At 52.9% G+C, this 25,464-nt stretch carries 23 protein-coding genes; 15 read left to right on the forward strand and 8 right to left on the reverse strand.

The features are described 5' to 3' along the window. Positions 1-5 precede the first annotated feature (5 nt). From A372_RS0132195 to A372_RS0132220, 6 genes are all read left to right on the forward strand, one after another. A complete protein-coding gene (locus A372_RS0132195; protein WP_019425074.1) occupies positions 6-1,217 on the forward strand; it encodes a type II secretion system F family protein in 1,212 nt (403 codons plus the stop codon). 109 nt (positions 1,218-1,326) lie between these two features. Further along, entirely contained in the window at positions 1,327-1,731 is a 405-nt protein-coding gene (locus A372_RS35165) for a prepilin-type N-terminal cleavage/methylation domain-containing protein (protein WP_019425075.1), read from the forward strand. Between the two features lie 63 nt (positions 1,732-1,794). Beyond that, a complete protein-coding gene (locus A372_RS0132205) occupies positions 1,795-2,565 on the forward strand; it encodes a prepilin peptidase (protein WP_237728731.1) in 771 nt (256 codons plus the stop codon). A gap of 11 nt (positions 2,566-2,576) precedes the next feature. Next, entirely contained in the window at positions 2,577-3,746 is a 1,170-nt protein-coding gene (pilM, locus tag A372_RS0132210) for a type IV pilus biogenesis protein PilM (RefSeq protein ID WP_019425077.1), read from the forward strand. Next, complete coding sequence (locus tag A372_RS0132215) at positions 3,743-4,354, forward strand: hypothetical protein (protein ID WP_019425078.1); 612 nt, start codon at positions 3,743-3,745, stop codon at positions 4,352-4,354. The genes pilM and A372_RS0132215 overlap by 4 nt, the downstream gene beginning before the upstream one ends. Position 4,355: 1 nt before the next feature. Next, entirely contained in the window at positions 4,356-5,096 is a 741-nt protein-coding gene (locus tag A372_RS0132220; protein WP_019425079.1) for a hypothetical protein, read from the forward strand. Between the two features lie 387 nt (positions 5,097-5,483). Here the strand turns inward: A372_RS0132220 and A372_RS0132225 are convergent, their stop codons facing one another. From A372_RS0132225 to A372_RS0132245, 5 genes are all read right to left on the reverse strand, one after another. Further along, positions 5,484-7,007: a hypothetical protein gene (locus tag A372_RS0132225; RefSeq protein WP_019425080.1), complete on the reverse strand. Its 1,524-nt coding sequence runs from the start codon at positions 7,005-7,007 to the stop codon at positions 5,484-5,486. 151 nt (positions 7,008-7,158) lie between these two features. After that, positions 7,159-7,815 carry a prepilin-type N-terminal cleavage/methylation domain-containing protein gene (locus A372_RS0132230; RefSeq protein WP_237728733.1) on the reverse strand — a complete coding sequence of 219 codons (657 nt, stop codon included), beginning with the start codon at positions 7,813-7,815 and terminating at the stop codon, positions 7,159-7,161. Beyond that, complete coding sequence (locus tag A372_RS0132235; RefSeq protein WP_019425082.1) at positions 7,812-8,267, reverse strand: type IV pilus modification PilV family protein; 456 nt, start codon at positions 8,265-8,267, stop codon at positions 7,812-7,814. Before A372_RS0132235 ends, A372_RS0132230 begins: the two co-directional genes overlap by 4 nt. Positions 8,268-8,526: 259 nt before the next feature. After that, positions 8,527-9,531 carry an electron transfer flavoprotein subunit alpha/FixB family protein gene (locus tag A372_RS0132240; protein WP_019425083.1) on the reverse strand — a complete coding sequence of 335 codons (1,005 nt, stop codon included), beginning with the start codon at positions 9,529-9,531 and terminating at the stop codon, positions 8,527-8,529. A gap of 116 nt (positions 9,532-9,647) precedes the next feature. Next, positions 9,648-10,424, reverse strand: a complete 777-nt coding sequence (locus A372_RS0132245) for an electron transfer flavoprotein subunit beta/FixA family protein (protein ID WP_019425084.1) — start codon at positions 10,422-10,424, stop codon at positions 9,648-9,650. Between the two features lie 488 nt (positions 10,425-10,912). Here A372_RS0132245 and A372_RS0132255 point away from each other — a divergent pair, with 488 nt between their 5' ends. From A372_RS0132255 to A372_RS0132295, 9 genes are all read left to right on the forward strand, one after another. Further along, a complete protein-coding gene (locus A372_RS0132255; RefSeq protein ID WP_026011425.1) occupies positions 10,913-11,239 on the forward strand; it encodes a (Fe-S)-binding protein in 327 nt (108 codons plus the stop codon). A 127-nt stretch (positions 11,240-11,366) separates the two neighbouring features. Next, positions 11,367-13,784 (forward strand): 3-hydroxyacyl-CoA dehydrogenase/enoyl-CoA hydratase family protein, encoded by a 2,418-nt coding sequence (locus A372_RS0132260; RefSeq protein ID WP_019425085.1) that lies wholly within the window; start codon positions 11,367-11,369, stop codon positions 13,782-13,784. Positions 13,785-13,852: 68 nt separating this feature from the next. Next, positions 13,853-15,073 (forward strand): acetyl-CoA C-acyltransferase, encoded by a 1,221-nt coding sequence (locus A372_RS0132265; protein ID WP_019425086.1) that lies wholly within the window; start codon positions 13,853-13,855, stop codon positions 15,071-15,073. A gap of 33 nt (positions 15,074-15,106) precedes the next feature. Continuing rightward, positions 15,107-16,891: an acyl-CoA dehydrogenase family protein gene (locus A372_RS0132270; protein WP_019425087.1), complete on the forward strand. Its 1,785-nt coding sequence runs from the start codon at positions 15,107-15,109 to the stop codon at positions 16,889-16,891. Between the two features lie 61 nt (positions 16,892-16,952). Continuing rightward, complete coding sequence (locus tag A372_RS0132275; protein WP_019425088.1) at positions 16,953-18,659, forward strand: long-chain-fatty-acid--CoA ligase; 1,707 nt, start codon at positions 16,953-16,955, stop codon at positions 18,657-18,659. A 252-nt stretch (positions 18,660-18,911) separates the two neighbouring features. Beyond that, the gene (locus A372_RS0132280; protein ID WP_019425089.1) at positions 18,912-19,331 is read left to right on the forward strand and encodes a PaaI family thioesterase; all 420 of its coding nucleotides are present in this window, start codon (positions 18,912-18,914) and stop codon (positions 19,329-19,331) included. Between the two features lie 88 nt (positions 19,332-19,419). Next, positions 19,420-19,962 carry a cysteine hydrolase family protein gene (locus tag A372_RS0132285; protein WP_019425090.1) on the forward strand — a complete coding sequence of 181 codons (543 nt, stop codon included), beginning with the start codon at positions 19,420-19,422 and terminating at the stop codon, positions 19,960-19,962. Positions 19,963-20,012: 50 nt separating this feature from the next. Beyond that, on the forward strand, positions 20,013-21,539 hold the full coding sequence (locus A372_RS0132290) for a nicotinate phosphoribosyltransferase (RefSeq protein WP_019425091.1): 1,527 nt from the start codon (positions 20,013-20,015) through the stop codon (positions 21,537-21,539). A 147-nt stretch (positions 21,540-21,686) separates the two neighbouring features. Then, positions 21,687-22,544 (forward strand): SMP-30/gluconolactonase/LRE family protein, encoded by an 858-nt coding sequence (locus tag A372_RS0132295; RefSeq protein WP_019425092.1) that lies wholly within the window; start codon positions 21,687-21,689, stop codon positions 22,542-22,544. A 498-nt stretch (positions 22,545-23,042) separates the two neighbouring features. Here the strand turns inward: A372_RS0132295 and A372_RS0132300 are convergent, their stop codons facing one another. From A372_RS0132300 to A372_RS0132310, 3 genes are all read right to left on the reverse strand, one after another. Continuing rightward, positions 23,043-23,714: a hypothetical protein gene (locus A372_RS0132300; protein WP_026011427.1), complete on the reverse strand. Its 672-nt coding sequence runs from the start codon at positions 23,712-23,714 to the stop codon at positions 23,043-23,045. A 93-nt stretch (positions 23,715-23,807) separates the two neighbouring features. Then, the gene (locus A372_RS0132305) at positions 23,808-24,485 is read right to left on the reverse strand and encodes a GNAT family N-acetyltransferase (RefSeq protein WP_019425094.1); all 678 of its coding nucleotides are present in this window, start codon (positions 24,483-24,485) and stop codon (positions 23,808-23,810) included. A gap of 11 nt (positions 24,486-24,496) precedes the next feature. Further along, positions 24,497-25,351, reverse strand: coding sequence for a carbon-nitrogen hydrolase family protein (locus tag A372_RS0132310; protein WP_019425095.1), 855 nt, complete (start codon positions 25,349-25,351; stop codon positions 24,497-24,499). Positions 25,352-25,464: the final 113 nt, after the last annotated feature.

Below are 25,464 nucleotides of genomic sequence, written 5' to 3' on the forward strand. Positions count from 1 at the left end.
TAACGATGCCTGATTTTCATTTCCAGGCGATTGATGAATACGGTGTGTTCCGGCGCGGCGTCGTGAAGACGTCGACGAAGAAGCAAGCTGCGGAGCAGCTGCAAGCAAGGAACTGGTGGGTTACGAAGCTTGAGGATCGCAAAGGTCATTGGCTGCATCACGATATTGCTCTTGGTGGACCGCGTGTGAAGGTAGGGGAGATGACTGTATTCTGCCGGCAGTTCGCCACGATGGTGCGTGCCGGTATCCCGCTGGCGGAATCCATTCGCATCCTTGCTGAGCAGACGGGCAATAAGCCGTTCGGCGAGGTGCTGCAGCAAGTGCTCGAGGATTTGGAGTCGGGCACGTCGTTGTCACAAGCTGCCGAACGATACCCAGGCGTATTTAGCCAAATGTTCGTTAACATGGTAAAGGCTGGCGAAGCATCGGGAAAGCTGGACGAGATGTTGGAGCGATTGGCCGTCTTCTATGAGAAGGAGCACCAAACACGCGAAAAAGTAAAATCAGCCATGATATATCCGATCATTATGCTCATCATGACCATCGTCGTCGTTACGGTATTAATGATATTCGTCATTCCGAAGCTCGTATACAGCTTCACGACGATGGACATCGAGCTGCCGCTGCCGACCCGGATCGTGATGGCAGTGAGCGAGTTCATGCAGCACTACAGTTATATTGTCATTCCGGTCATGGCGCTGCTTCCGTTTTTATGGATGTTCCTGAAGAAGCTGCCGCGCTTGAAGTACCCTTGGGACATGGCAAAGCTGCGCATGCCGGTGTTCGGCACGCTTCAGCAGAAGCAAGCGCTGGCGCGGTTCACCCGAACGTTCGCTTCGCTCTTCGGCGCAGCGATACCGATTGTCGACACGCTGACCATTGCGGCTCGTGTCACTGGCAATGAAGTGTACGGCCGCATCATACGTGATGCGCGAGAAGATATCAAGAGCGGGCAGTCGTTGATGGAAACGTTCAGTGAGCATGCTTGGTTTCCCCCGATGCTGGTGCAGATGATGGCTGTCGGGGAACGGACAGGTAATTTGGATGAGATGATGGAGAAGGTCGCCGATTTTTACGAGCGCGACGTGGAAACGATGTCGGATCGCTTGAAGGCAATGCTTGAGCCGCTCATGATTGTCGTGCTTGCTGTAGTTGTCGGCTTCATCGTGCTGGCGGTTATGCTGCCGTCGTTCAAGCTGATGGACAATCTGAGGTAATCAGTATTCCTAAAGGTGCAAGTTCAAACAGGGGACCTTCCACAAAAATTATAGCGGTTTTACGGGAGTAAAACATATATCATTTTTCTAGAGAGGGGAAAGGTAAATCATGAGTATGACATGGGTACAGGAGCGGGTGAAGGCCGCTCGGAACGAAAAGGGGATGACGCTGATCGAGCTGCTGGCGGTTATCGTCATTCTGGGGATTATCATTGCAATTGCAGCGGTTGTCATTATCGGTCAGTTTGATAAGGCGAAGACGACATCGGATGATGCATCGATGAGAATTGTGACGGATGCAGCACAGCGGTATCTCTTGGACCATCCTGATATTACGATTAATGAGACTGATGCTAGAGCAATCACTATGAATCAGCTAATTACAGGGGGGTACATCAAAGAGGCACCTGTAAACTCTATACGTGAAGAATTGACTGGAATTACAGTTCGGTATGCAGGACCTAATGATAAGACTCTAGTTATTGGTTGGACAGGATGGTCAAATACACCATAAGCTTTACTGATTACACGTAAAAAAAGGTAACTCGCAAGAGTTACCTTTTCCTTAGGGGGGACGATGATGGAAATGGCATTGTGGGTCGTTAGCTTCGCCCTGCTTGGGCTCTGCATCGGCAGCTTTCTTAACGTCGTCGCTTACCGGGTGCCGCGAGGGGAATCTGTCGTGGCTCCGCCTTCGCGTTGCCCCCACTGTGGGGAGCAGGTGCGGCCGTACGATCTGATCCCGGTCATCAGCTACATTATCCTGCGGGGACGCTGCCGCTCTTGCGGTATGCCGATCGCTGTGCGCTATCCGTTGGTGGAGCTGTTGACGGGTATCGCCTTCGCTGTCGTAGCCTGGAGCATGCCGTGGAACGGGGAAGCCATTGTCGGAGCACTGCTTAGTTCGGTCCTAATTGCAGTCGCGGTGACCGATATGGATTGGCGCATCATCCCGAACCGCATTCTTATATGGGGGATGGGGCTCGGGGTATTCATGCGCTGCTTCATTCACCCGCTGCCATGGTGGAATTATGCGCTCGCTGCCGTTGTATGCTCGGGGCTGCTTCTTGTGCTTGCTATCGCAAGCAATGGTGGAATGGGCGGAGGGGATATTAAGCTATATCTATTCATTGGGATGGTGCTCGGTCTAGCTTCAGCGCTGTTGTCGCTGTTTACAGCGAGTGTGCTGGGGCTATTGTACGGCTGTGTACTTCTATGCTTCAAGCCTGCCTTCGGCAAAGACCGCTCTTTGCCGTTCGCGCCATTCATTGCTGTAGGCGCATGGTGGGCCTATGTGTACGGGGAAGAGTTTCTGCATGCGATGCTTCAATATATCGTTGCTGCATAGGAGGTGTGCGTATGAAGCTGCGCAGGAACAGCAATAGAAGAGTAGGGCTGGAGATTAACGATACGTGGCTGCAGGCTGCTGAAATTATTGAACAGCCGTCGGAAATCCAAGTTGTGCAGGCAAAACGGATGCCGCTGTCAGCAGGGATCGTCGAGGAAGGACGCGTCATTCATCCGGAGCTCTTGACGGCAGCCATCTTAGAGCTATGGGAGGAAGCTGGTTTTCAGTCGCGCGAGGTGATTTTCGGCATTCCAAGCGCTTTTGTGTTGATTCGGCATTATCAGCTGCCGTCTGTCGTGAAATCGGAGCTGAAAAAAATGATTGATATGGAGCTTGAGCTGCGAACTCGGCTGCCGTTCGCCGATCCGATTTATGATATTGTGTCTTATCCGCAATCTCCGATTGAACGAAAAAAAGAAGATGACGAATTGGAACTGGATCCAGTACTGGCAGTCGGCAATGCATACGATGAAGCTGCGGCTGCAGTCGTAACAGAACGGCGCATGACCACGTTATGGAGCAGGCTCCGAAGCGGGTTGCGCAGGCCCTCGCACCGTGATCAGCCTCATGTCGAATTAACGGTGCGCAGCGATGTATTGTTGGTAGCTGTGCCGAAATCGGAGATGATTCGGTACCGCGATGCGATGGAAGCTGCCAAGCTAGTGCCGCGCGTCTTCGACATCAAGCCATTGGCGCTGCATCGATTGCTGCAGCGCCTCCCGCAGGTCGACGATGCCCGTACATATGTTACGGCCAGCATACATGCGATGCATACGGATATCTTTCTCTTCCATCGCGGGCAGCTGCGTCTGACGAGGAGCTTATCCATTAACATATCCGCCTCCATATCGATGAGCGGAAGCAGAGTATCGTACTTGTCTGGGACGATGAAGAATGAAACGGAGATATATGAATCGGTGTGCGATGAGTTGGCAATGGAATTGGAGCGGTTAATAGATTTTTACCGTTATTCATCCCAGCAGGAGAGTGAATCGATCCAGTTCGTGTTCATTTGCGGGGATACAGACGGCTTAAAAGCAATATATTCAGTGCTGGAACGGAAGCTGGACATGCCAGTCAGGATGATGGAGGAAACGGACGCGTTAACGACGGAGCTGGATGATCCTCTTTATCCATTTGCAGTTCCAGTTAGCTTGGCGTGTAGAGGAGGGGGCGTATGAACCTGATGCACAATACGGCGCCCATTCATCCAGAGCATATTAACTTGCTGCCGATTCGTCCGCGTCTCGAACAGCGTTTCCTGCTCTATTTATGGTCCGGCATCGGTGTGATGGTCGTTGCAGCTGCGTTGCTGACGTTCGCCTCCATTCAATATAGCCAAGGGACCGAACGCATGAAGGCGGATATGAACCGGCTGAGCAGTCAGATTGCCGAGGCGCGATTGCAGAAGGAGCCGGCCCCTGCTACAGTATTTTTCACACAATTGACAGGTCAATCTAACGCGTTGAAAGCAGAGCGGCTCGACTGGGGAAGCATGTGGAATCGGTTGACTGATGCGATGCCAGATATGATGAACTGGAAGCGAGCTGACGCGGAATCCACCGCAGATGGCAGGACTGATATCATCAACATGTCATTCATTGCTCGCGATGCGGATGCTGTCGCGGCTTATCTATCTCTTTTGCAGTCAATGGATGAGGTGCAGTCCGTACAATTCCAGCAATGGTCAGGCAATACCGAGCAAGGAACCAATGTGGAGCCGCCGTTATTGGAAGTGGATTACATCGTCACGTTACGGCCGCGCGGCATGAGGGAGGCGACGAAGTGATATGGCGGACACGATAGGCAGACGAACGCAGTCCTCATTAAAGAGCAAGAAGCTCTGGTTAATTCTCATATGGGTAGGCGGGCTCTTGCTTCTGCTTGCCATCTTTCTGTTCGGATGGCTGCCTGTCCAAGAAGCGCGTCAACAACTCACTGCATTAGAAGATGTGGAGATGCTTGAAAAACGGCTTGCAAGCATAAGCAGTCAACCTGATCCGATCCAAACAACTGCAGCAGATTGGCTCAGGTGGCATCGGGCTGTCCCCGGGCAGCATGACGAGAGCGCATGGCTGCAGCAGGTGCGGGAGCTATCGCGCAGAACAGGGATTAACGTGAAGAAGCTGCGCTTCGTAGAGCGTCAGCTTCTGCTTGCTCCGTCCGAGCAGAGGCTGGAAGAAGCCGATGCGAATGCGGCAGGAGCGGCATCAGGCGCCGAGAATGAATTCGGCGATGAAGGTGCACCTCCCAGAGTGGAGGAGAGGGCGCAGTTGGCAAACGAAGGAACTCCTGCGATTGAACAGTGGACGTATGAGCTGGAAGGAGCGGCTGATTACGAAAGCTGGTTGTCGTGGCTGTCAGATATACAGCGGCAGGAGCGGCTGCATCGACTGGAGAAATGGACCATGCAGCATTCGTACAGTATTGATATGGCTGCTACAGACAGCCACAGTAAGGAGCTGTACAATGTGCAGCTGACCATTCATGTGTATACATCCCCTGGTACTGACGCACTGGCGACAAGTTGACAGCTCTATTAGAAGTCCGGTGAAAAGTTAGACAAACTGCAAAAGTGCGTGTCAATGGGGTATTGAGCGTCGTTTACATGTACAATTACATCCTATGCCCCGAATATCGTCTGTTTTTACAAATTTGCATGCATATTTGCAGTTCCTCAAGTTGCCGATAGCAGGACTCGACGGTATCTACAGACTTCTGGCCGTTATTCACCAGACTTCTAGAGACATGCTACTAGTAAAAGAAGCGCTGGTTGCGCATGTCAATCATCAACGGTAAGTGGCGTGACGGTGGTAATCATTGATTGTCGTGAAGGCCACATCTCATTATACATCGTAGAACGTAAAAACAACCGGAGGCGGCAAACCTCCGGTTGTTCCTTTTGCTCCCTATGTTCCTTACTGTTCGCGGCGCGGCTCCCAATCGGGAATGCCGATGCAGATGCCGCCATCAATGATGATCGACGTGGAACGATCGCTATTGTTCCGCGGCAGGAACCGATTTTGGGACCCTTGCAAATCCATATTGCCGCCTATAGCGAGCGTGCCGCCAAAGTCAAATATAACGTTGTTATTCACAGTTAGATTATCCTTCACGAGAATATCCCCACGCACCTCTATTTTTGAAATTGTACTAGGGTCGGATTTGGCTTGAAGTAGAATATTTCCTGCTATAATATCACGAGTATGAGCGGAATCGATAAAGATGAGGTTATGGGCAATCAGGTTGTTGACAACGACAATGCGGTCTCCTCCCACTGTAGAATTCCCGCTGGTGGTGATGTTTTCGGCGTATAGCAGTTCGGTTGCCAGCAGTTGAGCATTGTCGTTTACCTCCAGCTTGTTTTTTACTATGATACGATTCGCCTTGATAACAGTGCGTTCGATCGTAGATCTGTACTCATTTTTCCAGTCGCTTGCAACAAGCGGACCGTCAATAATGAGATCACCATGAATCGTCAAATGTCCGCCATTATGCAACGTTAGCGATGAGAGATGCATGTTCCCGTAAATCTCTACGTTAACGTAAGAGTCGTAAGTGAGGCTGCCCCCAACGATATTCACTAGTCGATCGGGAGCGCCGATAGTATAGGAGCTTCGCTCCCCATTTCGATCGATAACAGCATTACCCAGAGCAATCGTTTCTCCAGCCAAGGCTTCCGGCTTGTCTACTTCAGACAAATCATTTTGGCACTTGCTTCCGCAGCTGCGATCATGGGAGGGGGCTGTCATTGCCGAACTTTCCTTTTGCTTTTCTTCTAAAAATTTGCCGATAGGCGTCTGCAAGTCAGAATGCTTGCGAATAACAACATCCTCAGCTTCGTTCTCTTCATCGTCGCTTTGTTTGAGATATATGGGCGGGTCTTGCCAATCATTGTGGTGCGGATCCTTGAATTTTCCCTGCAGCAGCAGCTTATCCAGCGTACAGTCACGATCGTCCGGATTTGGGGATACGACCGTTTCTCCGAAGCGCGGCGCCTTTAAAAAGGAATAGACCATTTCTTTCTTGCCTTTCTGCAAGGAGGCTTCGCTCTTCATATAGAAGCGGTCAGATTGTGCGTCGAGAAATTCATCGGTTACATCGTTCATGCACACGGTCGTCGACCAGCCGCTTCCCGTCTGTACGGTTTTATTACCCATTCCCGCGTAAGTGTTGCGATAATGCTCCGAAGCGACTGGCGAGCCGCCTATCTTGCGTTGGTATTGGTTTAAATAGCTAATGTAGCTTTCCATATTGCCTACCGTTATTTCCTGGGCAATGCGCTGCTCCGAGCTTAAATGCTGCTGCACCACACCGGTGCCGACGACCTGGAGCAAGAGCGGGACGGTAAGAAATAATAGGATCATGCACAAAAAGACAATCATCATAGCGCTGCCGCGTTCACGGCGCAGGATGTTCAAGCACAAATGCAACTTGTTCACGATATCAGTTCCTTTCCTTCAGATAACTCTTGCCGAGCTCAACGGAACGTTACGGGCAGCTTGCGGCATACCCCGCGGGCGGAGGGTCATCATCCGCGGCAGCATGTTCCACCAGATTCAGCATAATAACAAGCAATGATGTCCAGCTGCATTACCGATCCTTCATCAACTTTGCCGTAATCGTGTAGCGTGAATTGGCATTGCCGGACGTTAGCTCGGGCCGCCCCATCGAGTCTCTGCTGATGCTCTGGAATTCCAGCACTGCTTCCAGAAGGCTGCCTGCCTGAGCGATGGCGGGAAACTCCGCCGTATTCACCGACGTTCCATCCGGCAATTGAATGATGCGGATTAGCGGAGCGGCCGGCATGCTATGGGCAAGCGAATACAGGTAACGATAGCGATCAGGATGCGACTTCAAGGTGACGGAAGTATCGGCAAGCTTGACCATCACTTCTTCGTCAGTTAGGTCGGAGGCGGAGGGAATAGAGAATGAGTACACATTCCACTCCTCTGTCGATGAATGATGGATGATGGCCCGATAGTCCTTGCCAACTCGAAGTCTAATCTCCTGAGGAGACGAGAGGGCGGCAAGAGAGGCTTCCGATATGAGATGGTGGAATTGCTTGCTTGTCCAGCGGACGGATGTCTCTTGCATTTGTGCGGCAGTAACCATATTGCTGTTCGTTTGCAAGCTCCACCAGAAGGTCAGGGCTCCGCCCAGAATGACGGAAGTGATGAGCAATGCCGCCATCAGCTCCAGCAGCGTCAACCCGCGTTCATTGCGGATGAGGGACGGTATGTGCATCATGATTCCTCCCATGAGACCGAGACCGTCAGCAGCATCGGCCGATTGTGATAGGATGGTTCGTTCATGTAGACGATCGATTGTACGACAGCTAGATGGTCAGTAGATATGGGTGCGGGGGCTGCGCCGTCTACATATGACTGTAGCGGATGGATGGTCACTTGGTATGTGTTGGCTTGGCCAGGATGGGCGCGCACATCGTCGCGGGTGATGCCGCTCGGCCCGATCGATTGCGGTTGGGAACGATATTTATGTATGAATGATTCCGCGATCGTGACAGCTTCGTGAGAGCGGCCCATTGACTTGTCCGTCTGCTGCACAAAGGCGCTCATGGTGATAAAAACGATAAGCAGCATGCTAAATATGGCGGTAGCAGCCAGCACTTCGATCAGCGTCAGGCCGTCTCTGCGATACAGCTTAAAAGAAAAGCGCTTTAACATTAAGCGGGCAAACATGCGGGAACACCTTCCTTTATGAAGTGATCCAATAGGACTTGAGAATGATAGGTGAGACCATTATACCACTTATTCCGTAATTTGACAGTTGATTCTGTGAAAATATGATTACAAGATCGTGTTCAAAAGGGGGCTTTTTGAACAACCTCTACAATGACGACGAATATCCTTACATCGTCCGGTCCAATTCGACAAGAGACGATGTAAGGATGATAGGGTCTGTATGGAGCAGAAATCGAGAGCTACACGTCTGGATGTCTTAAACGAGCATTTTGCGGAATTCCGTAGTTAATAGCGGCACGACTTCGAACAAATCCCCGACGATGCCGTAATCCGCCACTTGGAAGATGGGAGCTTCCGGATCGATGTTGATCGCAATGATGACACGTGATTGGCTCATTCCCGCCAAATGCTGAATTGCGCCACTGATGCCGCAAGCAAAATAAATTTCAGGTGTGACGACCTTCCCGGTCTGACCGATTTGTAAAGCGTAGTCACAATAACCGGCATCGCAAGCCCCGCGTGATGCGCCGACTGCTCCGTTCAACACGAGGGCCAGCTGTTCAAGCGGCTTAAAGCCCCCCGCGCTTTTGACGCCACGGCCACCGGAAACAATAATTTTGGCTTCGGTCAAATCAATCGAACCGCTCATCTTCGTGACGACATCACGAACTACGGTCCGCAGCGAAGGCGCAGGAGCGGGAAGCGCAACGACAGCAGGGGAAGATACCGTCGCATGTGTAGGCAGCGTACCGTTTTCCGGTGTAAATGCTGGAAAGTTATTCGGCCGAATCGTAATAATCCACGGGTTCGATTGAGTCGTAAATCGTCGGGTCTCAAATGCTTTGCCTGCATACACCGGACGCCGGAAGGCGAATCCGTCCGTGTCTTGCGAGATCGAGCTGACATCGGAGATTTGCCCGGTGCGAAGGTGTGCAGCCAACATTGGGGCGAGATCGCGTCCCATCGCAGTATGTCCGAAGAGGACGACCTCTGGCGACTCTTGTTCCACGAAAGCGCGCAACGCAGAGAAGTACGCCTCCGAGTCGTAATATTTATATCGCTCATCCTCGGCGCAATACACATGAGCGATTCCAGGGATAGATAAACTTTGTACCGCTTCCTGCAGACCATATCCAATCGCAAGAACAATAATCCGATCGTCGGAAGAGGCCATCTGCTGAACGGCGTCAAGCGCCTCGAACGTTACCTGACGCAGTTGGTTTCCCCGCATTTCGGCGATGACAGCATAAGTGCAGCTCATATCGCAGCACTCCTTTCTTATAATCATCCATGTTGTTGGTCTCTTAAGAAGTTGCTTCAACGTACATTTCATGCTCGAAAATACATGTTTGAATGCTCTTTAAATGGAAACAGATGTCAGAGACATTTTGCTTCCTCATGCAGCAAGCGAATTAGCTCTTGTACTTGAGCAGCAGCATCGCCTGCAATCATTCTGCCTGCTTGACGCGGCGGCGGCGGCTCTAACGCTAGACGTTCTGTTCGGGGCTCCAGCGCCGCTTCTTGAGACAGCTCAGCTGCAGAGACTACGCGAATTGGCTTGCGCTTTGCTTTCATAATTCCGGGAAGAGAGGGGTAACGTGGTTCATTCAGCCCTTGCTGCGCTGTGAACAGGGCGGGCAACGATACATCGAGAAGTTCCGCGTTCCCTTCGGCATCGCGTTGAACTTGAACGAAGCTGTCTCCCGTCCTTTCTAGTCCGGTAATCGCGGATACGTGCGGCATATTGAGCAGAGTCGCGACGCGAACCGCAACCTGGGCGCTGCCTTGATCCACGCTGAAATGACCGCCAAAGATGATGTCCGGCTGCTGCTCCTGCAGAATGGATGCAATCCAGGATGACACGATATATTCATCATCTGACGTTCCCCGGCCCTCTGGAGGAACGATATGGATAGCATCATCGGCACCCATGGCTAGGGCGGTGCGCAACGCTTCCTGTGAACGTTCTGGACCTGCGGTTAGTACCGTTACGGTGCCGCCATGCGCTTCTTTCCAGCGCATAGCTTCTTCTAGCGCGTATTCGTCGTAAGGATTAATGACCCACTTTATCCCATCTTCCGAAAGCACTCCGTCTGTGAGGACGACTTTTTCTTCGGTATCGAATGTTTGCTTGATGAGGACAAAAATGCTCATGAAATCACCTCGAGTTATGGCTTCTTTAATACATGATATGCTCGGACGAGCAAGATATCTCCTGTTTAACCCATTGTCAACTCGGGGATATGAATTGCATTTTTTCTATCAAGCCTACATATCCATCAAGCAAGGGCAATCCTCTGGTTGTTGTGTCACAGCAGGGGATGCATTTGTTCATATCAGACATCGGTGGAGGGGGATAGAATGCTAATTTATGTTAAATGGCTTGTCTTTATTATCGTTGCTTCCATCGGTGTCGGCATGTTTGTCGAAATTTGATTTGCAGGCGTGTGCTCTATATGCGTCACGGTCAAGCAGGCGACCCGGTATCGAAGCGGTCGGTTCGGACGATGCAGGCGCTCGGACAGATACTCAGCGAAGGTAAGCTGTGACGAGATTTGCCAAGTGGTCTTATGCACGCAGTGTTGTTCTATGGGTTTATCTACTTGCCAATCGACTTGATGGGGGCGTAACGTACGCAGCGCGTGACGCAAGCGCTGGTCCGTCTGCTGCATGAGGCACTCCACTATTGTGACGGCCTGACCCCACACGTATCATACGTTGAAAGAAGAATATCCGGACTGCGGACTGCAACCGGACATCCAAGGAAAATCCAAGTATTTCATCACACGGAATGGTTACATAAGCTGTGGCTGGCCGGCAGGCTGCGTCCCGTTCACTCGATCCAGAAGCAGGTAGCATGGCATGACTCCTGTTACCTGGTGCGCTCCAACGGAGTGCTGGTAGCGCCGAGACAATTGCTGAAAGCGATTCCCGGCCTAGATCTGCTCGGACTGGAACGGCACGCATGAATGTCATGTGCTGCGGTGCGGGCGGAGACCGCATGTCAAGTGACCACGATAAAGTGGTTGGTACGGGCCAAGGGGGCAATACGCAAGTTGATGATGGTTGCGAGTGCATGATTGAGGAGGGACGAAGGTGAAGAAATGGAACGAGGTGGAGCGGGCGGCCGTGATCGGATCGGGCGTCATGGGAGCCGCCATCGCGGGGCAATTGGCGAATGCGGGCATCTCCTGCTTGCTGCTTGATATGATTCCGCCAGCGTTAACGGCGGAAGAAGAGAAAGCGGGTCTGAGCCTGGAAGACTTCCGCGTTCGCAATCGGCTGGCGAGGTCTGCGGTGGAGCGTCTGAAGCGAAGCAATCCGGCGTCATTATACGTGGAAGCGTTCGCAGAGCGGATTACTCCTGGCAATACGACCGACCATATGGCGGATCTGCAGCGCGTGGATTGGATTATTGAAGCGGTGACCGAACGGCTGGACATTAAACGCGCCGTATTGGAAGCAGTGGAACGGCAATGGCAGGAAGGAACGTTGGTCAGCACGAATACGTCGGGCATTTCCGTCGACCTCATGCTGGAAGGCAGGACAGAAGCGTTTAAAGGCTCTTTTGTCGGCACTCACTTCTTCAATCCGCCGCGCTACATGCATCTGGTAGAGCTGATTCCTGGAACCGATACGAAGACGGAAACACTGGCACAGGCAAGAGAATGGTGTGAACGCCGGCTCGGCAAAGGAGTCGTTGTAGCGAAGGATACGCCGAATTTCATTGCCAACCGCATCGGAACGTATGGATTGCTCATGACATTGAAGGAAATGGAAAGACTCGGCTTAAGCATCGAGGAGGTCGATACGCTCACTGGACCTGTCATGGGACGCCCGAAGAGCGCCACCTTCCGCACGCTGGATCTGGTCGGGCTTGATACGTTCCAGCATGTGGCGAACAATGTGGCCGAACAGGTGCAGTGCGATGAAGAGCGCGCCGCGTTCCAGCTCCCTGCCTGGTTTCAGGAAATGGTTCAGCGCGGCTGGATCGGGGAGAAAAGCGGGCAAGGATTTTACCGCAAAGAGCGGACAGGAGCTAGCGCCGATCCAATTCGAGCCGTGAGATGGTCGGATTGGAGCTATGAACCGCGCAAACCGGTGAAGTCTGCTTCGCTGGAGCAGGCGAAGCGCGCCAAAGGAACGGAGGCCAAGCTGCAGGCCATATTGAAGCTAAGCGATGCTCATGCGCAGTTCGTCTGGAATGTGCTCAAGCATGTGCTCTGCTATTCCGCTGCTAAGCTAGGGGAGATTGCCGACGATATTCGCGCCATCGACAAGGCGATGCGCTGGGGATTCAACTGGGAGCTCGGTCCGTTTGAATATTGGGATGCGATAGGCGTGCGCGCCAGCGTGGAACGGATGGAAAGGGAGGGAACAACGGTCCCTTCATGGGTGACGGATTGGCTCGCAGCGGGCCATGAACAGTTCTATGAACGTCGACCGGAAAGGTTGTTCCATGTTTCGCGCGGAGAATGGAAGCTGGTGGAGACAGACCCAGAATTGGTATCGCTCCGTGAATGCAAGGAGCAGGGGAAGACCATTACGCGCAATTCGGGAGCGAGTCTGATTGATATTGGGGACGATGTGGCCTGCCTTGAATTCCATTCGCCGAACAACGCGATCGGCGAAGATATATTGTCGATGATTCAGAAAAGCGTGGATATTGTTTCCCGCGATTACAGAGGTATGGTCATTGCCAATGAAGGCCGCAATTTCTGTGTCGGCGCCAATATTATGCTGCTTCTAGCAGAGGCGCAGGCCGAAGAATGGGATGAAATCGATCTGATCATCCGTCAGTTCCAGAATACGATGATGAAGCTGAAGGCGCTGAATCGTCCCGTCGTGGCCGCACCACACCAGATGACGCTCGGCGGCGGCGTGGAGGCGTGTCTGCCGGCCGATATGATTTTGTTCAGCGCGGAGACGTATTTCGGCCTCGTCGAGACGGGAGTCGGCCTCATTCCGGGAGGAGGCGGTTGCAAGGAAATCGCCTTGAGGCTGTCCAAGCGCTTCCCGCACCCGGAGGATGATGTCACGCAGCCGCTGCTGCGCGCCTTCGAAACGATTGCGATGGCCAAAGTATCCGGCAGCGGGCATGATGTGGAACGGCTTGGATATATGAGTCCGCAGGATAGGGTACTCATCCCAAGCGCACGCAGAGTGTTCGAGGCGAGGCAGGCGGTACTGTCACTTGATGCTGCCGGGTATTGGAGAACGGCGGCGGATGCAGGCAAGCCTACGATTCGCGCAGCAGGCCGAGAAGGGCGAGCTGTGCTGCAGCTGGCGGTCTCGTCCATGCTCGAAGGCCGATATATTAGCGAGCATGATGCCAAAATTGCGTGCAAGCTGGCCCGCGTGTTGACGGGAGGTGACGTTCCGGCCAATCGTCTCGTCTCTGAAGCGTACATGCTGGATCTGGAGCGCGAAGCGTTCCTGTCGCTGTGCGGAGAACTGAAGACGCAGCAGCGGATGCAGCACATGTTAAGCAAAGGCAAGCCGCTGCGGAATTAAAGGTAGCCCTGCATATGCCCAGGTTATCAGGAAGGAATATGGATGCGATGTGAAAAGGAGGGGCTTATATGGAAGCAAGCGCTTCCTCCCGTTCAGGGCACGAGGCGGTTATTGTTGCCGCCGTTCGAACACCCGTAGGAAAGGGCAAGCGCGGCGCCTTGGCGGAGACGAGAGCGGAAGATTTGGGCCGCGCTGTAATAAGGGCGGTATTGGAACGCGCGCCAGCCTTGCAAATGGCCGAGGTAGAGGACGTTATCCTTGGCTGTGCCATGCCGGAAGGCGAACAAGGCTTAAATGTCGCGCGGGTGATTGCATTGCATGCCGGGTTGCCGTATTCGGTGCCCGGAGTCACGATCAACCGCTTCTGCTCATCGGGGCTGCAGGCGATTGCCTTCGCGGCGGAGCGCATCATGGCGGGAGCGGCAGATGTCATTATCGCGGGCGGAGTGGAGAGCATGTCGCATGTGCCGATGACCGGCTTCAAGCTGGCACCGCATCCCGAGATAGCGGACACGATGCCGGAATTGTACATGAGCATGGGACATACCGCGGAACGGGTAGCGCAGGCGTATGGCATCTCCAGAGAGATGCAGGACGCCTTTGCGCTGCAGAGCCATGAGCGGGCGGCCGCGGCGCAGGCGGCGGGCGCATTCGATGCCGAGCTCGTCCCGGTGCAGGCGGCGCGTACGCGCGCGGAAGCGAATGGCCGCTTGCGCACCGTGACGGAGCCGTTCGCGCATGATGAATGTGTGCGCCCGGATACGAGCCTCGAAGCGCTCGGCATGTTGAAGCCGTCCTTCAGCATGGGGGGAACGGTGACGGCCGGCAACTCCTCGCCGTTCAGCGACGGCGCAGCAGCCTTGCTCCTCATGAGCCGGGAGCGGGCGGAAGCGCTTGGTCTGGAGCCGCTTGCCGTGTACCGGACGTTCGCCGTTGCGGGCGTTCCGCCGGAAGTAATGGGCATCGGCCCGACAGAAGCGATTCCGAAGGCGCTCCGTCAGGCTGGGCTGCAGGCTGATGACGTGGCGCTGTACGAGTTGAATGAGGCGTTCGCCGCGCAATGCTTGGCCGTCATACAGCAATTGCGCTTGAACCCGGAGCGGGTGAACGTGAATGGCGGCGCCATTGCGCTCGGGCATCCGCTCGGCTGCACCGGAGCCAAGCTGACGACGAGCCTGCTCTATGAGCTGCGCCGGCGCGGCGGCGGCTATGGCGTAGTGTCCATGTGCATTGGAGGCGGAATGGGGGCGGCCGGGGTATTCGAGGTGCTTGCCCCGGCCTCGGTATAAAGCAGCAATCCAGTAATGAAGGAGGAATTGCATATGGGTGCGACTTCCGAAGCGAGACAGGTTGGAGGCGGCTTTCTAATCTTTGATTCGGATCCGGCGCTGGTCGTTACACCGGAAGACTTTACAGAAGAGCAGCGCATGTTCGCGGAGACGACACGCGCTTTTTTGGAAGGGGACGTTCTACCTCAAGATGAGCACATCGAGCGGTTGGATTATGAATTGACGATTCGCCTGATGCGGAAGGCAGGCGAGCTCGGACTGTTGGCGGCAGATGTGCCCGAAGCCTACGGCGGACTCGGACTGGATAAGGTAAGCTCGACACTTATTAACGAAACGCTCGCCCAAGCATCATCGTTCGCCCTGTCCATAGGGGCACACGTTGGCATCGGCACCTTGCCTATCGTGTTCTTCGGTACGGAGGCGCAGAAGCAGAAGTATCTGCCTGACTTGGCATCCGGCGCGAAGATCGCGGCGTATTGCTTGACGGAGCCGACTTCGGGCTCGGATGCGCTTGGAGCGCGCACCACCGCCAAGCTATCGGAGGACGGCAAGCATTATATATTGAACGGCTCGAAAATTTACATTACAAACGCCGGATTCGCCGATATTTTCATCGTGTATGCGAAGGTGGATGGCACGCAGTTTTCGGCCTTTATATTGGAACGCGAGATGGAAGGCTTCAGTATCGGTCCGGAAGAGAAGAAAATGGGAATCAAGGGCTCATCTACCTGCCCGCTATACTTCGAGGACGTGCACGTCCCGATCGAGAACGTGCTCGGGGAGATCGGTAAAGGCCATCTCATCGCATTCAACATCCTGAATATCGGCCGCTTCAAGCTCGGCGCGGGCTGCCTCGGCGGTGCGAAGGAGACAGTGGCCCTCGCTGCGGCATATGCCAATACACGCGAGCAATTCGGGAAGCCGATAAGCCAGTTTCCACTCATCGGGAAGAAGCTGGCCGAGATGAATATCCTGACCTATGTGCTGGAGAGCATGGTATATCGGACATCCGGCTATATCGATGACATGCTGAAGAATCTGGATCATGCGGATGCGGAGGCCGGCAAGAAATCGGTTAAGGCCATTGCTGAATATGCGATGGAGTGCTCCATCAATAAAGTGTTCGCTAGCGAAGCGCTGCATACCATCGCTGATGAAGGGGTGCAAATTCACGGCGGATACGGTTACGTCCAGGAATACAAGGTCGAGCGAATTTACCGCGATGCGCGCATTAATCGGATTTTTGAAGGGACGAATGAGATTAACCGTCTGCTCATTCCGGGCACGCTGCTCAAAAAAGCAATGAAAGGCGAGCTTCCGCTAATGGAGCGGCTTGAGCAGCTTCAGGAGGAAGTGCTCTCGTATAGTGTTGCGGAAGGCGACGGTCCGCTTGTGGAAGAAGAACAGCTGCTGTCGCAGATGAAGACGCTAATCCTTATCGTGGGAGGCTCCGCAGTCCAGAAGTTCGGCACCCGCATCGAAGAGAAGCAAGAGGTTCTGTCCCATCTCGCTGACATGATCATTCAATTGTATGCGGGAGAAAGCGCCTTGCTGCGCACGAAAAAGATCGTTGAGCGCTTCGGAGAGGAGAAGGCGGATCTTGCGATTCAGATGACGCGCGTCTATTTGCGCGAAGCGCTGCAGGTGATGGAGCAACGTGCCAAAGAAACGCTGCAGGAAGCGGCGAGCGGCGACGTGCTTCGCACGCAGCTGTCCCTCTTGAAGAAATTTACGCGCGCATCCTCCCTGTCCACCCTTGCACTTAAGCGGGACATCGCGGCAAGCGTGATTAAATCTGAGCGCTATATCGTCTATTAATGAGCACGATGAACTGCCGCAACAACATTTCTCATACTGAGAGAGGAAGGGGAGGGTAGCAATGCTCGGCGAACGGACTTGGCTTCGCCATTATCCTGCAGAAGTGGCACCGTCCTTCGACTATCCCAAGCACAACGTCGCGCAGCTGCTGATTCAGGCCGCCGCAGATTATCCGGAGCGGCCCGCCGTTGAATTTTTGGGTGTGTCGCTAACGTATCGGGAGCTGCTTGAATCGGCTTACCGATTTGCGAATGGATTGCAGTCGTTAGGCGTGAAGACTGGCGACCGCGTTGCCCTAATGATGCCGAACTGTCCGCAGATGGTTATCGCATACTACGGCACGCTGCTCGTCGGAGGCATCGTCGTGATGACGAACCCGCTGTATATGGAGGGTGAGCTGACGTTTCAATTAAATGATTCCGGAGCAAAAGTCATCGTGACGTTGGACATTTTGTTCCCGCGCGTACACCATGTGAAGCGTAGCACTCCGCTGCAGCAATTCATTGTCGGGTCCATTCAAGAATATTTGCCGTTTCCGAAAAACTTGCTCTATCCGTTGAAAGCGAAAAGAGATGGTCAATCGCTGGACATACCGGATGTGCCGGGCGTGTTCCGCTTCAAGTCTTGGCTGAAGTCGTGTCCTGCGGAGCCGGTCAGCTATCCGGTCGATGCGGAGCGCGATATCGCGATGCTGCAATATACGGGCGGGACGACAGGCATGGCAAAAGGCGTCATGTTGACGCATTACAATCTGGTCTCCAACACGCTGCAAACCGCGAATTGGTTCATTGACGCCCACAGGGGAAAGGAAATCTTTCTGGCGGCTTTGCCCTGCTTCCATGTGTTCGGTCTGACGGTGCTGTTGAACTACGCGATGCATCTGGCAGGCATTCTCGTGCTGCTGCCGCGCTTTGAGACGAAGCAAGTGCTGGAGACGATTCAGAAGAAACGGCCAACCGTCTTTCCGGGAGCGCCGACGATGTACATTGCAATCAATCACCATAAGGAGGTTCATAAGTACGACCTCTCCTCTATCAAAGCATGCGTAAGCGGATCCGCGCCGCTGCCATTGGAAGTGCAGGAGCGCTTCGAATCCATCACGGGCGGCCGGCTCATTGAAGGTTATGGGTTGACCGAGGCTTCGCCGGTCACGCATGCGAATCCGCTGAAGGGCCTGCGCAAGAACGGAACGATCGGTATCCCATTTCCAGATACGGAGGCGATGGTTGTTCATCCAGATACAAGAGAGCCGCTGTCTGTCGGTGAGATCGGAGAGCTCGCCGTGCGCGGACCGCAGGTGATGATAGGGTACTGGAATCGGCCGGAAGAGACGAAAGCAGTGCTCAACGAGGGATGGCTGCTGACGGGAGACATGGCGAAGCTGGATGAAGACGGATTCTTTACGATCGTAGACCGGAAAAAAGACATGATCAATGCCAGCGGCTTCAAAGTGTACCCGCGCGACGTGGAAGAGGTGCTGTTCGAGCATCCGTCGGTCAAGGAAGCTGTCGTCATCGGCGTGCCCGATCCGTATCGCGGCGAGACGGTCAAAGCCTTTATCGTCCGGGCCGAAGGCTTGGACGTGAGCGAGGAGAAGTTGGAGGAATGGTGCCGCGCAAGACTGGCGGCCTTCAAGGTGCCGCGCATTTATGAATTCCGCAGCGAGTTGCCGAAGACGATCGTCGGCAAAGTTCTGCGGCGTAAATTGATTGAGGAGGGGCTGCGCAGGCAGCAGGGTGAAGAGCCGAATGAAAAACCGGATGAGTAGAAGGGGGACGAAGCGAATCCGCTCATTCTGAATAGAGTGGCATCCATATAGGACATCGTAAATTACATCTAATCAATGGCCGATCGTTGGCACTGGCGATCGGCCGATTTTTTTATAGACAACATAAAGGATAGGAGATGTAATCTTTGGGATGATCTGTAGATAGGCGTCGTATATACTAGTAAGAAGAAATGCATATATACCATCGCGGTTAACTACAATAAATAGCTTGAACAATTGTGAGGTGCGCACATGAGTAAAGAGAATGATGATCAGATGAAGCGCTGGAGCGAGTTGGCCGAACAGGCCCAAGCTTCCTTTTGGGGATATTTGGGCTGCGAACTGGTGCGAGTGGATGAACATGAGGCTGTCGTAAGGCTGAAGGTGGAACAGCATCACCTGAATATGATGGGCATCGTCCATGGAGGCGTGTTAAGTTCTTTGCTCGACAATACGATGGGGATTGCCGCCGCTGCAGTTAGGCCGCACGAGAACGTCGTGACAAGCAACTTGAATGTCCATTTCGTGCACCCGTTGAAGAGCGGGACGCTGGAAGTGCGCGCCCATGTCGTGAGCGCCACGAAACGCATGCTTACATTATATGGAACGGTTACCGACGAACAAGGCAGATTGGGAACGATGGGAACCGGCACTTTTGTCGCTAAGGGGTAGCTTATCGGTTGACTTTTAGCGCCATTTTGTCATAATGACGTTAAGCTGCCTATTGCTCGGCAAGGGTGAAGAGGGGGGACGAACTGCCATGAAGGCGTTGGTCGTAATTGATTATACGAATGATTTCGTTATCGGCCGGCTTCCGTGCGGACAGCCGGCTATTGATATTGAAGACCGCATTGCGGATCTGGTGGAGAAGTTTGCGGCTGCAGACGATTTTGTCACGATGGCGGTCGATATGCATGAAGAGCAGGATCCTTATCATCCGGAAGCGGCGCTGTTCCCGCCGCATAACATTAAAGGTACGGATGGACGGCATTTGTATGGCCGAGTGCAAGAGGTGTACAAGCAGAACGAAGCTCGCATTTACTGGATGGATAAGACACGCTACAACTCGTTTTGCGGAACGGACTTGGACCTGCGGCTTCGTACCCGAGGCATTCAAGAAGTACACCTGGTTGGCGTGTGCACAGACATTTGCGTGCTGCATACGGCGATCGAAGCCTATAATCTAGGCTACAAGACTGTCATTCATGAGGATGCTGTCGCCACGTTTAATGGACAAGCACATGAATGGGCCTTGCAGCATTTCCGCAATACATTAGGAGCTCAAATCGTTCGCGGCTATTAACGATAGAAGCTCCGCTCGACAGTAGGGACCTCAGAAAGAAGGATGAACAGATGAATACGTCTATGGCGTTACACACGGATAAATATCAAATCAATATGATGTATGCACACTGGAAGCACGGTACGCACAACCAGCATACGGTATTTGAGGCTTTTTTCCGCAAGCTGCCATTCCACAACGGTTACGCGGTGTTCGCTGGACTTGAACGTATTGTGGAGTATATCGAACAGCTTCGCTTTATGGAAGAGGATATCGAATATTTAAGTGAACAGGAAGAGCAGTACGATGCAGAATTCCTCGAGGAACTGCGGAATTTCCGGTTTACCGGACATATTGATGCGGTCCGTGAAGGCACGCTCGTCTTCGCGAATGAACCGCTTATTCGTGTGGAAGGACGCGTCTTTGAGACCCAATTAATTGAAACCGCACTTTTGAACTTCATGAATTTCCAAACGTTGATTGCGACAAAAGCATCGCGAATTAAGCAGGTGGCGCACAACGATATTTTGATGGAATTCGGAACAAGACGGGCCCAGGAAGCGGATGCGGCTTTGTGGGGAGCGCGGGCGGCTTACCTTGCAGGGTTCCATGCCACTTCGAACATGCTGGCGGGCCGACGCTTCGGCATTCCGACGAAAGGCACGCATGCGCACGCTTGGGTACAGAGCTTCGAGGATGAGCGAGAGGCATTCGAAGTGTTCTCCGAGGCGCTGCCTAACCAAGTGACGCTCCTGGTCGATACGTACGATACGCTGCATAGCGGCATTCCGAATGCCATTCAAATCGGCCTTGAGCTGAAGAAGCGTGGCAAAGAACTGCAAGCGATTCGTCTGGATAGCGGCGACATCGCGTATTTGTCGATCCAGGCGCGGAATATGCTCGACGAAGCCGGTCTGACGGATGTGCAAATTTGCGCTTCCAATGATTTGGACGAGTATACGATCTCTGACTTGAAGCTGCAGGGCGCGCGCGTTGATTTGTGGGGCGTCGGCACGCAGTTGATTACAGCATCGGATCAGCCTTCGTTGGGCGGGGTGTATAAGCTGGTCTCCCGGGAAGTCAGAGGAGAAATGCACCCGACGATCAAAATATCGGCGAATCCCGAAAAGGTGACGACACCAGGCAAGAAGGATGTATACCGCATTATTCATAAGAAAAAGAAGAAGGCTATCGCCGATTACATCTGCTTATCGGAAGAAGATGATGTGGAACGCCGTTCCAAAATTAAATTGTTCGATCCGATTCACCCGTATATGCACAAATATGTAGATCAATATGATGCGGAACGACTGCTGCAACCGGTGTACCGTGACGGTGAACTGCTATACAGCCGACCGTCGCTGGAAGAGATCCGCGACTATCACAAGCAGCAGCTGCAGCTATTCTGGCCGGAATATTTGCGCAAGACGAATCCAGAGCGATACCATGTCGATATAAGCATGAAGGCTTGGGAACTGAAGCGCGATATGATCGAAGCGTATGTGCAGGAAAAAGAAGCGCGGCGCGTATTTCAGACGGATACCGGCGACGGTGGAGAAGACGGCGCGGACGATCATAACAACGGAAATGCCCGCTGATGCGTTAGGATACCGGCACTCAACTGTTCCAATCCATTTATAATTAACGGCATTCATTATATTCGGCATATTGATTAATGTGGTTAATTATGCTCATGCGGCTGCCGAATAAGGAGTAAGGATAATGTATAGGGGGGAGCGGAAGGTATGAGTCAGGTTGAACGTAAGGCACAATGCCGCACAAGCGAGGTGTTCACAACTCCACACGGCTTTACCAATGGCGTAGAAGGACCAGCGTGCGACAAGGACGGCAATTTGTATGCGGTCAATTATGAGCGTGAAGGCACGATTGGACAAGTTACGCCTGAAGCCGAGTGCTCCGTCTTCCTTGAACTTCCGGAAGGAAGTGTTGGGAACGGAATTCGGTTTAACCGTAACGGTGATATGCTGATCGCCGATTATGCTGGCCACAACGTATACCGGTATTCATTCGATACGAAGCGGCTTGATGTGCTGGCGCATAATCCGGATATGAATCAACCGAACGATATTGCCATTATGGCAAATGACATCGTCTTCGCCAGCGATCCGAATTGGAGCAATGATACCGGCCAATTGTGGCGTATCCTTCCGGACGGAGAGATGACGCTGTTGGAGACGGGGATGGGGACGACCAATGGGATAGAGGTCAGCCCGGACGAAGCATCGTTATACGTCAATGAATCCGTTCAACGCCGGATATGGGCATATGACCTTGATGAACAAGGGAATGTTTCCAATAAAAGATTGTTCCACGAGTTTCCGGATTACGGACTAGATGGCATGCGCTGTGATACGGAAGGCTATTTGTACGTGAGCCGTTTCGGCAAAGGGACCGTGGCCATCTTCTCGCCGGAAGGCGAACTCGTCGAGGAAGTGCGTCTGCATGGCAGCAATTGCACGAACGTTACGTTCGGCGGAGAAGATGGACGAACGGTATACGTAACGATGATGGATCAAGGCAACGTGGAGACGTTCCGGGCAGAACGGCCGGGACGATGCCGGAGACTGTGCGGCCTTGTGTAATAGAATGCTCTACGGTGGTTACACTGTACAGTGTGACATGTGAAACTCCGTGCTATATGAAGCAAAAGAGCTATCCAAAAAGCAGATAGAAACACTTGAGGGATAGCTCAGTTTATTAGAATTGCAGCATGCGAATTAAAAAATGGTGGGGCAGAGATTATTCCTGCTCCACCATTTTGCGTTGTTGGACGACTGCGCATGCTGCTTGGACGCGATGGATGCAGTTGAGGAGAGCGGCTAATAAAAAGCGGGGACTGTCCTTTAAGTCCTGCAGACCTTTTGAGACAGTCCCTTTCACGTCTATGAGTGCCGCGATGCCGCCGCGACGAACGGATTATTGCTCGGGAAATCGCACTATGCTACAGCATCAGGCTTGCCGTGGCGGATGTCGACGCCGATATGTACCGAGGGCTGATATCCGCCTGCATTTTGTCTGTCGTTTCGTAAGAAAATGACAGGACACGCCATAACTCATCAAAAAGCCGTTGGGCAATTCCATTAGAGCGGAAGTAAAGCAATGTTATCCCGCTGCTTCAATTGCTCGATCATGTTGTACCAAGCTTCAGGCTTGTTCGGCAGTACGGCGTAATACCATTGCAGGAATGCAACGACAAGTTCTGCCGGTACGTCTTGCCTATTTTCTTGCAACGGCATAAAGCAGAAATCGAGTCCGCTCACCGCTTCTCCATCGTTAGACCAAGAAGGATGAACATAGGGGAAATCCAATCTTTCGTAGCCGAGGTGCGACAGCACCTCGCGCCGTACGACCGGATCCATCGGGCGCACGCCCCCGAACGAGAAATCACCTACACGATAAGGGTCGTAGATTTCGGCAAACATGCCGATGAGCGATGTGCCTGCTTCTTTAGCAGCTTGCAGCAGGTCGCGTTCGCGCTCTTTATACAAGAAGCGTCCAATGCCGAGTCCGGGTTGGCCGATAATGGTAAAGTCGGTCATCGCTACGTTCAGCGGCTCCACGAAGCGATATTCGGTCGCGCCGACGACTTCTTCGCCATGCACCGCGACGAATACGCGAATATCCGGGTCCTCCAATGGTTCTTTCCATAAATCGAATTCCAGCACTTCCTCTTTCGGAAAAATGCGGCCCATTAACGCGTGCATTTGGGAAAATAAAGGATCTGCTATAGATTGGATGCGAATATATCGCAATGCTGTCATGGCATAACATCCTTTCCTTGAACGTAATTGTATATCATTGCCATCTTTTCCTATTGCATAGTCAGACTGCTCATACTGGAACTGTTATCGCCAGCAATTCGTGATGAACGGATTGCGCCACTCCATGAGCAGCCCGTTATTCCTTGACTCTTCATCCTCAAGATAATCCGGGACGATGGCGACCGGCGTCCGCCCGCAGCGCAGCAGAAAGCTTACGACGGGATCATGCCATTTCCCTTCCATGATGCCTTCCACATATTGTTCGATTGAATACTGAGCCGCGGCCCGTCCGTAGCCGGGCATGCGCGCACCGCCGAGAAGGCGCTTCAATCCGAGATGAACGACCACGGCGTACATGGCCTGCATCATCACTTTGCCGATGCCGCACTTGCGATAATCCGGTCGCACGCTAATATCGACGACGTACAGCGTATCGCCATCCGGATGATGCGTTCGGATATAGCCGTTATCTGTTGCCTTGTCCCAAGGCAGGTGCTTCTCATATGCATCAGTCTGAATGATAAGGGCGGTCATTGAACCGATGAGCACGCCGTCCATTTCGGCACACAGTGCCCCTTCGGGAAAGATTCGCGCATGATTGGCAATCTGCTCTGTATTCCACCACAACTCCGATGGGAATGGAGGAGGGAAGCAGTCGTGTTGGATATCGATGAGCGCTTCTGTATCCTCTATTGTATAGTTGCGCAGCGTGACAAGTCGCGGCTTGCCATCGAGTATGACATATAGCGATTGGCGGAACATGCACACCCTCCTTACCAATCCGTATATAAATCGGTGCGGCGATCACGCCAAGTCGTGACCGAACCGCGTTCACGCACTTGGTGCAGCAAGGTGACATCTAAGTCGGCGGTTACGATCATGTCGTTGTTGATTTCACCTTCAATCATGATGCCGCGTGGCGGAAACGGAATGTCGTTCGGCGTGATGACTGCTGCTTGGCCGTAATTCAAACGCATAAGGTCAACAGTAGGCAGTGAGCCGACTGTGCCGGTAGCCACGACGTACACTTGATTCTCGATGGCCCGGGCATGGCAGCAGTAGCGCACGCGATAAAATGCTTGGCGATCGTCCGTGCAGGAAGGACAAAAGATGACGTCCGCGCCTTGCGCGCGCACCATACGCACAATTTCTGGAAACTCGATATCGTAGCAGGTTAAAATGGCGATCGTTCCTTTTTCCGTATGAAAGACGCGTACGCCTTCTCCGGCAGCCATATTCCAGTCTTTCACTTCGAAAGGAGTAATATGCAGCTTCGCTTGCTCTTCCACCTTGCCGTCAGGGTAGAACAGATGAGCGACGTTATATAGCTTATCGTTACGCGCAATGACATGCGTGCCCCCGATAAGATGCATGTTGTATTGCTTCGCCAACCGGCTGAACAAAGTGTGATAGGCTTCGGTATACTGCGGCAAATCCTGTATCGTCAGCGCTTCTCCCTGTTCGTCACCGATGGACATTAATTGTGTCGTCATAAACTCAGGGAAGAGCACAAATTCAGCTTCGAATTCCGCTGCTGTCTTCACATAATGTTCGACTTGGTGAGCGAATTGTTCAAAGCTGCTAATCGAATGCAAATGGTATTGTACGGCAGATACGCGCATTTTCATTGTGACACCTCCAAATGATGGCTTAGTAATCTCTCCCATTATGAGGCAGAAGTAAAGACAGAGCAAGATATATCCTGAAAAAAGGAAAGCGGGCTTCTTAATCGAATCTTATT

This window comes from Paenibacillus sp. OSY-SE (assembly GCF_000283315.1).
Lineage (GTDB): Bacteria > Bacillota > Bacilli > Paenibacillales > Paenibacillaceae > Paenibacillus_B > Paenibacillus_B profundus.